The sequence below is a fragment of the Collimonas humicola genome, from assembly GCF_018304945.1.
Classification (GTDB): domain Bacteria; phylum Pseudomonadota; class Gammaproteobacteria; order Burkholderiales; family Burkholderiaceae_D; genus Collimonas; species Collimonas humicola.
In genome coordinates, this window is sequence record NZ_JAGQEE010000001.1 from 1874338 (window position 1) to 1887555 (window position 13218).

12 protein-coding genes are annotated in these 13218 nt (G+C 63.1%); 3 read left to right on the forward strand and 9 right to left on the reverse strand.

The features are described 5' to 3' along the window. Positions 1 to 53: 53 nt before the first annotated feature. From KHU30_RS08490 to KHU30_RS08500, 3 genes are all read right to left on the reverse strand, one after another. A complete protein-coding gene (locus tag KHU30_RS08490; RefSeq protein WP_230427293.1) occupies positions 54 to 569 on the reverse strand; it encodes a hypothetical protein in 516 nt (171 codons plus the stop codon). Further along, the gene (locus KHU30_RS08495) at positions 569 to 1093 is read right to left on the reverse strand and encodes a hypothetical protein (RefSeq protein ID WP_211442095.1); all 525 of its coding nucleotides are present in this window, start codon (positions 1091 to 1093) and stop codon (positions 569 to 571) included. Before KHU30_RS08495 ends, KHU30_RS08490 begins: the two co-directional genes overlap by 1 nt. A gap of 195 nt (positions 1094 to 1288) precedes the next feature. Continuing rightward, positions 1289 to 1828 carry a hypothetical protein gene (locus tag KHU30_RS08500; RefSeq protein ID WP_211442096.1) on the reverse strand — a complete coding sequence of 180 codons (540 nt, stop codon included), beginning with the start codon at positions 1826 to 1828 and terminating at the stop codon, positions 1289 to 1291. A 206-nt stretch (positions 1829 to 2034) separates the two neighbouring features. Here KHU30_RS08500 and KHU30_RS08505 point away from each other — a divergent pair, with 206 nt between their 5' ends. Together KHU30_RS08505 and KHU30_RS08510 are read left to right on the forward strand one after the other, a co-directional pair. After that, entirely contained in the window at positions 2035 to 3021 is a 987-nt protein-coding gene (locus KHU30_RS08505) for an ABC transporter ATP-binding protein (protein WP_211442097.1), read from the forward strand. Further along, the gene (locus KHU30_RS08510) at positions 3018 to 4328 is read left to right on the forward strand and encodes a hypothetical protein (protein WP_211442098.1); all 1311 of its coding nucleotides are present in this window, start codon (positions 3018 to 3020) and stop codon (positions 4326 to 4328) included. The genes KHU30_RS08505 and KHU30_RS08510 overlap by 4 nt, the downstream gene beginning before the upstream one ends. 40 nt (positions 4329 to 4368) lie before the next feature. Here the strand turns inward: KHU30_RS08510 and tal are convergent, their stop codons facing one another. The 6 genes from tal to KHU30_RS08540 form a co-directional block, all read right to left on the reverse strand. Next, complete coding sequence (gene tal, locus KHU30_RS08515; protein WP_211442099.1) at positions 4369 to 5334, reverse strand: transaldolase; 966 nt, start codon at positions 5332 to 5334, stop codon at positions 4369 to 4371. Between the two features lie 32 nt (positions 5335 to 5366). Then, complete coding sequence (gene xylB / locus KHU30_RS08520; RefSeq protein WP_407928046.1) at positions 5367 to 6839, reverse strand: xylulokinase; 1473 nt, start codon at positions 6837 to 6839, stop codon at positions 5367 to 5369. Positions 6840 to 6878: 39 nt separating this feature from the next. Next, the gene (locus KHU30_RS08525) at positions 6879 to 7868 is read right to left on the reverse strand and encodes a LacI family DNA-binding transcriptional regulator (RefSeq protein WP_230411364.1); all 990 of its coding nucleotides are present in this window, start codon (positions 7866 to 7868) and stop codon (positions 6879 to 6881) included. Positions 7869 to 7942: 74 nt separating this feature from the next. Beyond that, the gene (locus KHU30_RS08530; RefSeq protein ID WP_230427237.1) at positions 7943 to 8884 is read right to left on the reverse strand and encodes an ABC transporter substrate-binding protein; all 942 of its coding nucleotides are present in this window, start codon (positions 8882 to 8884) and stop codon (positions 7943 to 7945) included. Between the two features lie 79 nt (positions 8885 to 8963). Then, on the reverse strand, positions 8964 to 9980 hold the full coding sequence (locus KHU30_RS08535) for an ABC transporter permease subunit (protein ID WP_211442102.1): 1017 nt from the start codon (positions 9978 to 9980) through the stop codon (positions 8964 to 8966). Between the two features lie 32 nt (positions 9981 to 10012). Beyond that, complete coding sequence (locus KHU30_RS08540) at positions 10013 to 11554, reverse strand: sugar ABC transporter ATP-binding protein (protein ID WP_211442103.1); 1542 nt, start codon at positions 11552 to 11554, stop codon at positions 10013 to 10015. A 479-nt stretch (positions 11555 to 12033) separates the two neighbouring features. On the opposite strand from KHU30_RS08540, the gene cfa reads away from it, so the two are divergent. Beyond that, positions 12034 to 13197, forward strand: coding sequence for a cyclopropane fatty acyl phospholipid synthase (gene cfa / locus KHU30_RS08545; protein WP_211442104.1), 1164 nt, complete (start codon positions 12034 to 12036; stop codon positions 13195 to 13197). Positions 13198 to 13218 lie beyond the last annotated feature (21 nt).

The window sequence follows — 13218 nt, forward strand, 5'->3', positions numbered from 1 at the left end:
TAGCTGTCATGCAGGCGGCGACCGATCTTTCCAGGCATCGCTGCCGCGCGGATTTATTGCAAGCTGCCCCAGCGTTCAACCGCCGGCTCGGCCACCGCCCAGCGCCAGATATCGTTGCTGCGGCAGGCGCTGCCGGTGTACCAGGCACGCTTGAGCTGGTCGCCTTCGCCGCTGTCGACCGACATGATGACTTCCTTGCACACGGCCAGCGGCGTATCGATCAGGCGCACCACGCGCACTTCGCCGTGCTCGTTGGCATAGGGGATCTGGTGCACGATCGCCCAGCGGCTGGCGTGGCCGACATCGAGGTTGCCGACGACTGCGGCGATCTCATCCTGTTCGCCCTTTTGCCAGTTGCGGAAGATGTATTTGGTGGTGGCGTCGGTGGCCGCCTGGACGCCGATGCCGATGGCGTAACCGACCGCAGGATTGGAAGTGACGGCGCCGCTGGCGACGCCGGCGGCAGCGCCGGCAAAACCGCCGATGCTGCTGCAGCCGCTGATCGTCAGCGTCGCCAGCAGCACGGCAGCGGCGGCGATCGCATTACGCGGCAAGCGCGGCAGCGGCATCACTGCAAAGCTCCCCAGCGTTCGGTCGCAGGTTCGGCCGAGGCCCATTTCCAGCCCTGGCCGGCGCGGCAGACAGTGGCCACATAAAACTCGCTGTCCGGCTTGTTGACTTGGTCCACCAGGCCATCGACGGAAAACACGATTTCCTTGCAGCTCATGCCTTCCGTGCTGATGACGCGGCTGACCGTGACGCGGCCGCGCAGATTATCTTCGATCGGCAAGGAGTGCCTGACCTGCCATTTGCCGACGGCGCCGACCGCCAGTTCGCCGGCGGCCTTGGCGATGCTGTCCTGCTCTTCGCCGTGTATCTTGCGCTGCTCATATTGCAAGCCTGCGCGCGCCGCCGCCTGCACACCGAGACCGATGCCGGTCGCCACCGCGGCGTTATTGGTCACCTTGCCCGCCAGCGCAGTGCCGGCAACGCCGGCGGCGGCGGAACTGCCTTCTGTCAATACCGAACTGCAAGCACTCAATCCCATTACCGCGCACAGCACCAGCAAACCACTAATCCGTTTTAACCGCATTCCACCATCCACTAGATAAGCCATCGATCAGATCGACGATGCATTGATAGACATCAGCCAGAGCGGCTGCAAACATTCTAGAGGAGAAAGTACGGACACGAGGCGATCAAAGCATGGCAATTTGCAAATTTTTGTTAAATGCCGCCGGCCGAAAAAAAACTTACAAAAAATGACGTTCAACAATTTCACATGACATTACAAACCGCCGCCCATTCCCCTGCCGCGTCCCTTGCCGGACGATTTATCCTTGGGCGCCGCCGAACTGCGGTCGCAGGACGCCACATCGACTCGTTGCAGCCGGTCCGCCAGGAAAGCCCTCGCCGTCTGCAGCTGCTGGTCGTCGAGCGCATCGTTCATGGTCAGCCACAGCTCGCGCAGCTGGCGCCCGTCCTGGCCTGACAAGGCCGATTCCGCGTCGATCGCGGCCGACAGCTGACGCAGGTCGAGCGCCGGGTTATTCAAGCCGTTCGCCATGTTCGCCTGGATCAGGTGCTGCCGCTTTTCGCGCTCGTTGATGATCGCGCGCGACTTTCCTTCGAGCTGGCGCCACAAGGTTTGCTGGTTCGGGTTCAGGTGCAGATCGTCCTTCAGGCCGTCGGCTACCGACAACAGATCCTCGGTGCGAAAATCCATCACCGGCGACGCCGTCGCAGGCGTCGCCAGCCCCAGGCTCAGGCTCGCCATGACGGCCAGTGAAGCAAGCTTCAAGGTTGATGACAGCGGCTTTCCCTGCATTGCAGTCTCCTCGGATCAAAACGCGTATTTAACCGGAGTTGCCATGCCAATGCGGCAGGTGAATCATTTGGTAACAGCTGGCAGCCTATTGATACAACGTGTTGCCGGGCGCAATTTGCGGCTTCCGGCGCGGATTGCTTTATTATTGCCAACTTACATTGCTATCATGTCCACACCGTCTCTATATCTCGATAAGATCGACTCCCATGATAAAAATCTCTGGTCTTACCTTCGACTATCCCGGCCACCGCGCGCTGCACCAGGTCAGCCTGGAAGTGGAAGCCGGCAGCGTGACCGCGCTGGTCGGCTCCAACGGCGCCGGCAAAACCACGCTGATGCGCTGCATCGCCGGCCTCGAAACCCCGCTCGCCGGGTCCATCAGCGTGGCCGGCATGGACGTGCTGGAACAGCCGCGTGCAGTACATAGGATCATGGGCTACCTGTCCGATTTCTACGGCTTGTACCAGGCGCTGACCGTGGCCCAGTGCTTTGAATATGCGGCGGCGGCGCAAGGCTTGCCGGCGCCGGACATCCCGCAGGCGATACAGACCACCGCGCGCCAGCTGGGATTGAGCGACCGCCTGCAGCAGACCTGCGACAAACTGTCGCGCGGCCTGCGCCAGCGGGTCGCCATCGGCCAGGCCATCATCCATGGACCGAAGATCCTGCTGCTGGACGAACCGGCCTCTGGCCTCGACCCGGAAGCGCGCGCCAGCCTGGCGGGCCTGTTCCGCCAGCTGCAAGCCAACGGCATGACGTTGCTGGTGTCCTCGCATATCCTGGCCGAGCTGGATGAATACTCTACCCACATGCTGGCGCTGCGCGAGGGCCGCGTGCTGGAGTACCGCGCCCTGCTCCATAACGGCAGCCAGCCGGCGTTGGGACAATCCCCGCAACGCTCGCTGCGGCTGACGCTGGCGCAGCCGGACCCCCGCTTGCAAGCACTGCTGGCGGCCGAGCCGGCGCTGCAAGTCAGCGCCAGCGACGAACGCAGCGCCGACTTCAATTTCAGCGGCGACGAGCACGCCCAGGCCGCCCTGCTGGCGCGCCTGGTCGGCGCCGGGCTGCCCGTCTGCGGCCTGGCCGATCAAAAGGAAAACCTGCAGCAATCCTATCTGCGCTCGGTAGCGACGTACGAGAATGGACAGAACGGACAAACCAACCGCCAAAGCATAGCCGGGAGCGCATCGTGATCAATCCTGAATTCAAACGTAACCTGTGGCTGCAGTTTTCCCTGCACCGCCTGATCGCCATGCCAGCCATCCTCGGGCTGGTCTTCTTCACGCTCAGCATCGCCGCCGCCAATTTTCCCGGCGGCGTTGCGCTCGACAGCATGGCGCTGATCCTGTTCGCCGGCATCGTCTGCCTGTGGGGCACGCGCAACGCCAGCAATGCCGTGATCGATGAGATCCGCGACAAGACCTGGGACCAGCAGCGCATGAGCGCGCTCGATCCATGGACCATGACCTGGGGTAAATTGTTTGGCGCCACCGCCTTCAACTGGTATGGCGGAATCATCTGCCTGGCGGCGTTTGCAGTCACGGCAATTGCCGGCGAACGCAGCATGACCCTGAGCGCGGGCCTGACGCTGGTGGCGCTTGGCATCCTGATGCATGCCGCCACCATCGCCCTCAACCTGCACCTGATGCGCAGCGACATTCGCGCCGTGCAGCGCGGCGGCATCGCCTGGGCAGTGGTGGTGATCGCGGTCATGTTCGCGCCGCCGTTCCGTTCCCGCCTCGACACCACCATCCAGTGGTGGGGCACGGCCTTTTCCTACGGCCCCTTCTTGCTGGCCAGCATGGTGTTCCTGGCCGCGCTGGCCGTCTTTGCCGCCTGGCGCAGCATGAACAGCGCGCTGCAGATCAGCACCATGCCCTGGGCCTGGCCGCTCGGCTGCTGCCTGCTGGCCGCCTACCTGGCCGGTTTTGCCGACGGCGTCGGCCTGCTGTGGATAGGCCTGCTGCTGGCCATGGCGATGACTTATGCCGCCTTGTTCACGGAAGAAAACGATATCGCGCTCTGGCAGCGTATCGTTGCCCGCATTGAATCCGGCAACTGGCAGGGCTTCCTGCGCAGCCTGCCGATCTGGCCCAGCACGCTGCTGTTGAGTTTTTGCTTTGCCCTGCTGCTCCTGGTCAGCAATGGCCAGACGCCGCCGTTCGAGCTGCCGCCGAGCTTCGCCTACAGTCCCTTGCTGGCTGTGACGCTGGCCCTGATGCTGCTGCGCGATAGCTGCGTCTATCTGTTCTTCGCCTTTTCCGGCAAAGGCAAACGCGCCGGCGCCACCACCATCCTGTACCTGGCGGTGATCAACGGCTTGCTGCCGTTCATGGCGCGCGTGCTGGGATTGAAGGGACTGGCGATATTTTTCATGCCGCTGCATCTCGGCAGCGCCTGGACCATGCTCGGCGTCGCCCTGCTGCATGCCGTGCTAGCCCTCGGACTGCTCAACTGGCGCTGGCGCCAGCGGGTATTGAAAGACGACACGGCGGCCTGAGCGCCCGCCGCCTCGTTTATTTGCGCGCTTACTTGTGCGCCTACTTGTGCGCTGATGCGATCAAGCCCTCGATGATCTTGTCGAGCTTGATCGCATCGGCGGCAAAGCCGCGTATCCCCTCCGCCAGTTTTTCCGTCGCCATCGCATCCTCATTCAGGGCGAAGCGGAATTCCGCTTCGTTGTAGCTGACCGCCTGCAGATCGGCGCCGGCAGCGGCATCCTTGTCCAGCGCGCGCGGCAAGGCGGCGTCGCTGGCCTGCAGCTGCGCCAGCAGTTCCGGGCTGATGGTCAGCAGGTCGCAGCCGGCCAGCGCGGCGATCTGGCCGACGTTGCGGAAGCTCGCGCCCATCACTTCTGTCTCTATGCCGAAGCGCTTGTAGTAGCTGTAGATCTGCGCTACCGACTTGACGCCCGGATCGTTGGCCAGCGTGTTGGCCGACTCGTCCCAGGCCGCGCCGGCCGATTTCTTGTACCAGTCGTAGATGCGGCCGACGAACGGCGAAATCAGGCGCACCTTGGCGTCGCCGCAAGCCACTGCCTGGCAGAAGGAAAACAGCAGCGTCAGGTTGCAGCGGATGCCATCCAGCTCCAGGAGGCGCGCCGCCTGTATCCCTTCCCAGGTCGAGGCGATCTTGATCAGCACCCGCTCGCGGCCGATGCCGGCCGCTTCATACAGCGCCATGATGCGGCGCGCGCGCGCCACCGTGGCGGCGGTGTCGAAACTGAGACGGGCATCGACTTCGGTAGAGACACGGCCCGGCACCACTTTCAGGATTTCCAGGCCAAAACGCACCAGCACCTGGTCGACGATCTGGTCCAGCTTGCTGTCCGCGTAGGTGGCGACGGTCTCGGCCAGCAAGGGCGCGTAGTCGGCTTGCTGGACTGCCTTCAGGATCAGCGAAGGATTGGTGGTGGCGTCGCGCGGCTTGAATTGCGCCAGCTGCTTGAAATTGCCGGTGTCGGCAACGACCGTGGTGTATTGCTTCAATTGTTCCAGCTGATTCATGGTTAAGCCTTTTCCTTGTAAATATTTAAAAATCAATCGTGCAGGGCTTGCGCCGCTGCCAACAGTCCACGGAATTTCTGATAGCGCTCTTGCAACATCGGCTGTTGCGCGGCAACCGGCAGGAAGCGCTCTTTCACTGGCATGCCGCTCGCCAGCAAATCAGCGCCCTGCCCATAGGCGAGGAAACCTAGTTTGGCGACGCCTATGCAAGCGCTCAGCTCGCTGCCCGCCAGGGTATGGATTTCGCGGTCGAGGATGTTGGATAGCAATTGCGCCCAATAGTTGCTGCGGGCGCCGCCGCCGACCAGCGCACAGGCGCCGACCGCCGCTCCGGCCGATTGCACCGCATGCAGCGCATCCAGCAAGCCGAAGCCGACGCCCTCCAGCACCGCATAGCCGAGCATCGCCGGCGAGCTGTCGTAGCCCAGGTTCATGAAGCCGCCGCGCAACAGAGGATCGTTATGCGGCGTGCGCTCGCCCGCCAGATACGGCAGGAACAAGGGAACGCCGGCCGCCACCGGCTGCGTCTGCGGCAAGCCGGCTTGCACCAGCTGCAGCAAGGCTTGTTCATTCGGCTGCCCCAGCAGGCCGGTGGCCCAGCGCAGGCAGCTGGCGCCGGCCAGCATCGCTCCCATGGTGTACCAGCGCTGCGGCAGCGCATGGCAAAAACTGTGGACCGCGCTGGCGGGATTGCCGGCAGCATGACCGGTGATGGCGACGATGGCGGCGCTGGTGCCGAGCGTGATGAAGCCGTGGCCGGCGGCTATGGCGCCGATGCCGACAGCCGATACCGGATTGTCGCCGCCACCGCCGGCCACCGGCAACTGCTCGCGCAGTCCAAGCTGCCCTGCCGCGGCGGCGCAGAGTCCGGCCGAGACCTCGGAACCTTCCACCAGCCGCGGCAGCTGCTTCAACTGCAAGCCGCAAGCCTGCACCATCGGCTCAAACCAGTCGCGTTTTTCCACATCCAGCCAGAGCGTGCCGGCGGCATCGGAGACATCGCTGATGCGTTCGCCGGTGAGGCACAGACGCAGGTAATCCTTGGGCGACAGGATGCAGGAAATCTCGCTGAAAACCTGCGGCTCGTACTGCCGCAGCCACAGCAGCTTGGGCGCCGTCAGGCCGGCCATCGGCAGGCTGCCGGTGACAGCAGAAAACTCAGGGTGCCGCTGCTGCAGCCATTGCGCCTGCTCAATGGCGCGCGAATCGTCCCACAGGATGGCTGGCCGCAGCACCCGGTCCGCCTGGTCCAGCAATACCGCGCCATGCATCTGGCCGGACAGGCCGATGCAGCAGACCCGGGCATAGGCCTGCGGCTGGGATTGCCGCAATTGCTGCAAGGCCGAGAGGCAGGCTTGCCACCAGCTTTCCGGATCCTGTTCGGACCAGCCGGCCTGCGGCCGCGAGACGCTCAGCCTGGCGCCGGCATGCGCCAGCACCGTGCCGCATTCGTCCAGCAGCACGGCTTTCAGTTCCGACGTGCCGAGATCAATCCCGAGAGAGATGGGACTACCCATAGATGTTGCTTTCCGGTGAAATAATGTTCAAAGACAGCCGCATGAATTGCGGACCCGCAGCGTCGGCGCCAGCCGCACTGTCTGCTTCTTGCCGTCCGGCTCTTCGATGCGCTTCATCAGCAGTTTGACGGCGCGCATGCCCAGCTCCTTGACCGGCTGCGCCATCACCGTCAGGCGCGGCACAAAGAAGTCGGCCCAGTCGAAATCGTCGAAGCCGACCAGCGCGATCTGCTCCGGCACATCGATCCTGGCGTCGCGCAGCGCGTGCATGGCGCCGATGGTCATCAGGTTGTTGGCGGCCATGATCGCGGTCGGCGGCTCCGCCAGGCTCAGCAAATGGCGGGTGGCGCTGCGCGCCGGTTCGCTGGCCGATTCGCCGTTGACCAGCAGCGCTGCGTCAAACGGCAGGCCGGCGGCAGCCAGCGCGGCGCGGTAGCCGTCGATCCGTTCGTCGGTGGTGGTCAGGCCGGCACGGCCGGCGATCAGGGCGATGCGGCGATGGCCGTGCTCGACCAGGTGGCTGACCAGCTGCTGCGAGGATTTCTTGTTTTCCACGCCGACCTGGTCAAAACCCTGCGCCATCAGGCGGTCGACCAGCACCGCCGGGATATCGTTGGCGCGCAGGTACTCCAGCGCCAGGTGCTGCGGATCGGCGGACGGCGCCAGCAGGATGCCGTCCACGCGCCGGTGATGCAGCGCCTTGACCGCGCGCAGTTCCTGTTCCGGATCGTCGCGGGTATCGACATACAGCATCATGATGCCGTGCTTGGCGCATTCGGTTTCGATGGCGTGCACGGTTTCGCTGAAATAGTGATTGGAGAGCGCGGAAATGGCGACGCCGATGGTGTTCGAGGTGGAGCGCGCCAGCGAGCGCGCCAGCGTGTTGGGTATGTAGCCCAGCGCCTGGATCGCCGCCTCCACCGCGCGCACCGTCGCCGGCCGCACCTTGCGCGTACCGTTCAAGACATGCGAAACCGTCGAAGTCGACACTTTCGCGATTCTTGCGACATCATCCATCGTAGCCAATTATTCTCCTCCTCTTCAGACCGGCGGCTGCCGGCAATCCCGCTCCGGCAGCAGCCCTCTTTACATCAGCGCGCGCTGGACCAGCCTTTGTAGCTAGCGACATTATCATGAGTAATCAGCACCGGCGCCAGCAAAACCACCGGCTTGGCGGGACGCTTGCCGTTCAGGATGTCGTAGCCGATGGCCACCGCATCCTGCGCCTGGGCCCATGGGTCCTGGCTGGCGGAAGCCTGGATCGAGGGGCCTGACTTCAGCGCGGCTTCGATATCCGGTGCGCCGTCGACCGAAGCGATGACGATGCCGCTGCGCTTGAGCTGCTTGGCGGCGAGATCGCTGCCGATCGCTTGCGGATCGTTGATGGTGAACAAGCCGTCGATTTTCGGGAAGCGCGTCAGATAACCCTGCATGGCATTCAGGCCGCCTTCGCGCGAACCCTTGCCATCCTGGTCATCGGACAATATCTTGATGCCGGGGGCGGCAGCGAATACGGCTTTGCAGCCTTTGACGCGGTCGGTCACGGCCGTCACCTGCGGTCCGTTCTGGATGATCACGTTGCCCTTGCCGCCCAGCTTGTCGACCAGGTACTTGCAAGCCAGCCGGCCGGCCTGTTCATTATCGGTCTGCACCGTCGCATCGACGCCCTTGGCGCCGACGTCCACCGCTACCACCACGATGCCTGCCTTCTGCGCTTTCTTGATGGCCGGCTCGATGGCGACCGGATCGGTGGCGTTGAGCAGGATCAGGTCGACCCCGGCGGAAATGAAGTTGTCGATCTGGGTAAACTGCTTGCTCAAGTCGTAGTCGGCCGACACCGCCGTGACCTTGACGTTCGGGTTGATCTGCTGCGCCTTGGCCTTGGCGCCATTGGCCAGCGTCACAAAATACGGATTGCCGAGCGAACCGACGGTGATGCCCACTGCTTTCAGTTCACGCGCCTGCACTGCGCCCGAGACAGTCAACGCCAGCGTCAACGGCAGTATTGCGGCTAAAGCGAATTTTTTCATCATGCTTGATCTCCTGTTGCCGGTCATATGGAAATCCAGGGGCAGCGACCAGCTTGCCGTCCCCGGTGGTCTGTCAAATCAGTTAAGTGCGCGCACCCGACTGCCGGTAGCGGTCCAGCGCCACCGCGCCGATGATCACGATGCCCTTGATGATGTATTGCCAGATATCGGAAACGCCCAGCAGCACCAGGCCGTTGGTCAGCACGGCGATGATCAGGGCGCCGATCAGGGTGCCGCCGATGGAACCGACGCCGCCGGTAAAGCTGGTGCCGCCGAGGATCACCGCCGCAATCGCATCCAGTTCGTAAGACTGCCCCAGCTGCAAGCCGTTGGCGGCTGACAGGCGCGAAGCCGTCATGACGGCGCCGAGGCCGGCCAGCAGGCCGGACACCGCATACACGAACAGCAGCACCTTCCATACCTTGATGCCGGACAACCGCGCCGCCTCATGGTTGCCGCCGACCGCATAGATCTGCACGCCGATCACGGTGCGGCGCAGGATGAACCAGGACAGCGCCACCACCACCAGCGCGATGATCACCAGCCAGGGCACGCCCAGCACTGAATCGTTGCCGATGAAGGCGAACGGCAGGTCCGGGTTGAACACCGTCTTGTCGTCCGCCAGCAGGCGCGCCAGGCCGCGCATGGCGGTCAGGGCGCCGAGCGTGACGATGAAAGGCGGCAGCCGCATGAAGGCGATCAGGACGCCGTTGGCCAAGCCCAGCAGCAGGCCGAAGCCGACGCCGGCGGCGATCCCCAGCATGCCGAACTGCGGCGACAGCGAAGCCAGCATCGCCACCACCGCCGAGGCCGCCAGGATCGCGCCCACCGAGAGATCGATGCCGGCAGTCAGGATCACGAAAGTCATGCCGGCGGCCAGCACGATATTCACCGAGGCCTGCTGGGTGATGATCGACAGGTTCTGCACGGTAAAGAAGTTTTCGCTCATCAGGGCGAAACCCAGCACCAGCAGCAACAGCACCGGCAGCATGCCGGCCGTGCGCAGCACACCGCGCAGTTGCTCGCGTTTGCCGATGGTCTCGGCCGTGATCTTGCTGCTTGCTTCCATGATCATTGTCTCCTTGCTGTTCTGGTTCATGATTGCCGTCCTTCGCTGATGCGGCCTGCCGATCAAGCCGCCTGCGGCTCTACCTGCTGCGCGCCGGTGGCCAGTTCGATAATGTTTTCCTGGCTGATCTCGCGTCCCGAATGGCCGCCAAGTTCCGCCACCAGCTCTCCTTCGCGCATCACCAGCACGCGGTCCGAGGTGCCGACGATTTCCGGAAGTTCGCTGGAAATCACCACCACGCCGACGCCGGCCTTGGCCAGTTCATTGACGATGCGGTAGATCTCTGATTTGGAACCGATATCGACGCCGCGCGTAGGCTCGTCCAGGATCAGCACATGCGGCTTGATTTCCAGCAGGCGCGCCAGCAGCACCTTTTGCTGGTTGCCGCCGGACAGCGCGCCGACGTTGACGGCGCCGGAAGCGACCCGGATCGAGAGCGACCTGATCGCCTCTGCCGAGCGGCGGGCGCCGCGGCTGCGGTCCAGCACGCCGCCGTAGCGGGAATCCGGCACGCAGGCGCAGACATTGATGTTGTCGCGCACGCTCATGTCGAGGAACAAGCCTTGCGCCTTGCGGTCTTCAGTCAGGTAGACCACGCCGGCGCGGATGGCGTCGGTCGGGCTGCGCAGGCTGGCGACCGCCTGGCCGGCCACTTCCAGCGTGCCGGCGATGCGCGGATCGGCGCCGAAGATCAGGCGCGCCAGCTCGGTCCGGCCGGCGCCGACCAGGCCGGCGATGCCCAGCACCTCGCCTGCATGCAGGTCGAAGCCGCAACCGCGCACGCGGCGGCCGTCGGCCATGTCGCGCACCCGCATCACCACATTGCCGGGATCGTAGGGCGCATGTTCCTTCTTGTAGAAGCCGGAAAGATCGCGCCCGACCATCATTTTCACCAGCGCCTCGGCCGAAAGATCAGCGCGCGGCAGCATGCCGACATGCTTGCCGTCGCGCAGCACCGAGACGCGGTCGGACAATTCATAGATCTCGGCCATGCGATGGCTGATGTACACGATCGCCAGCCCCTCCTGGCGCAGCTGGCGGATCAGGGCGAACAGGCGGTCAGTCTCGCGCGAAGACAAGGGCGTGGTGGGCTCGTCCATCACCAGGATGCGCGCATGGGCATGGATGGCGCGCGCAATTTCCACCAGCTGACGCTCGGCGATGGACAGGCTGCTGACCTTGGTCTGCGGCCCGAAGTCGGCGCCCAGGCGCGTCAGCACATCGACGCAACCGGCTTCCATCGCCTTGCGGTCGACCGTCCAGCCGCGCTTGAGCTCGCGGCCCAGATAGATGTTTTCCGCCACGCTCAGGTTCGGACACAGGCTCAGCTCCTGGTAGATCACCGCCACGCCCAGCTCCTTGGCCGCGCGCGGGCCGTAATTGGCGACCGTCTTGCCGTCGATGCGGATTTCGCCGCCGGCATCGGCGGCATGGGCGCCGGACAGCACTTTCATCAAGGTCGACTTGCCGGCGCCGTTCTCGCCCATCAGGGCATGCACCTCGCCGGCGTAGACCGTGAGATCGACTTCTTTCAATACGCGCAAACCGCTGAAAGTCTTGGAAATGCCGCGCATCTCCAGGATGGGTGTGGTTGCTGGCGTCATAGGCGGCCCCTCAGTTTGAATGAATGCTCAACCCAAAATAAAAACACGGATAGCAAGATGCGGGCATCGGCCCACTGCCAAGCAATCGCCAGTGACCGGCAAAGCTCCGGCGAGAGCGAATGATCAATATTGATATTTTTTGACAAAGGACAACGAGGTCGGATCACCTCGTCGCGATACGGTATTTTCATTTGTCTCCTGGCGCTCTTGCTTTTTTACCTAGGTCGCCGCGGCCGGAAAATGCAGTCGGCGGCCTGATTTGAGACCAATACTAGTGCAAAGCAAGCGCTTGCGCAAGCGCTTGCTTTTTTGCCGTAAAAGTTAATTCCGAGGAACTTAATGCTTTCTTAACCAAAATCCGGTAAAGCGGTGCTACCCTTTACTCCCAAGCTTCCATGACAAGAATTCCGCTCATAAAAGCCGCTCCACGCAAAGATTCCATCCGTGTACGAATAACTCCAACCAAAAAGGGACACTGCATGAGCAATGTGAAAGCCGGCCAGCCGACGCCAAGGATCCCGGATACGAACAGCGCGAAAATCATCAGCCAATTGTTTGAACACGCCGGCATCCATCTCAACGGCGACCAGCCCTGGGACATGCAGATCCATGACCCGGCGTTCTTTCAAAAGATGTTTGCGACCTGGGAGCTTGGCATTGGCGAGTCGTATATGGATGGCGACTGGGATTGCGAGCAGCTGGATGAGTTCTTCTTCAGGGTCACCAGCCACGACCTGGAGCAAACAGTGGTCGGCCCGGCAAAAATCGGCTTCTTCCTGGAAATCCTGCGACAGAAATTCTTCAACCTGCAAAGCCGCAAACGCGCCTTCCAGGTCGGCGAGCAGCACTACGACATCGGCAACGACCTGTTTGAAAAGATGCTCGATTCCAGCATGACATATACCTGCGGCTACTGGCCCAAGGCCGAGAACCTGGAACAGGCGCAGCTGCACAAGCTCGACCTGATCTTCCGCAAGCTGGAACTGAAACCGGGCGAGCGCCTGCTGGATATCGGCTGCGGCTGGGGCGGCCTGGCGCGCCATGCGGCGCAACACTATCAGGCCGAAGTGGTCGGCATCACGGTTTCGAAGGAGCAGCAGAAACTGGCGCAGGAACGATGCGCCGGGCTGCCGGTCCAGATCGAACTGATCGACTACCGCGAGCTCGCAGGGCAATTCGACAAGATCGTTTCAGTCGGCATGTTCGAGGCAGTGGGCGCAAAAAATTACGACGAATACTTCGATGTCGTCGCCCGGCTGCTGAAGCCGGACGGCCTGTTCCTGCTGCACACCATCGGCAATTACGAGACCGAGAAAAAGCGCGACGTCTGGCTCGACAAATACATTTTCCCCAACGGCCACCTGCCCTCGGCCAAGGAAATCACGTATGCGCTGGAAGGGAAATTCCTGATACAGGACTGGCACAATTTCGGCCAGGACTACGACCGCACGCTGATGGCGTGGTGGGACAATTTCGAGAAGGCCTGGCCGACGTTGCAAGACAAGTACGGCGAGCGCTTCTACCGCATGTGGAAATACTTCATCCTGTCCTCGGCCGGCTTTTTCCGCTCAGGCCAGGGACAGCTGTGGCAGCTGGTGCTGAGCAAGCGCGGCCGCAAGGGGCTGTATCGCTCAGTGCGCTAGCGCAGCGGATAACTCTTTCGC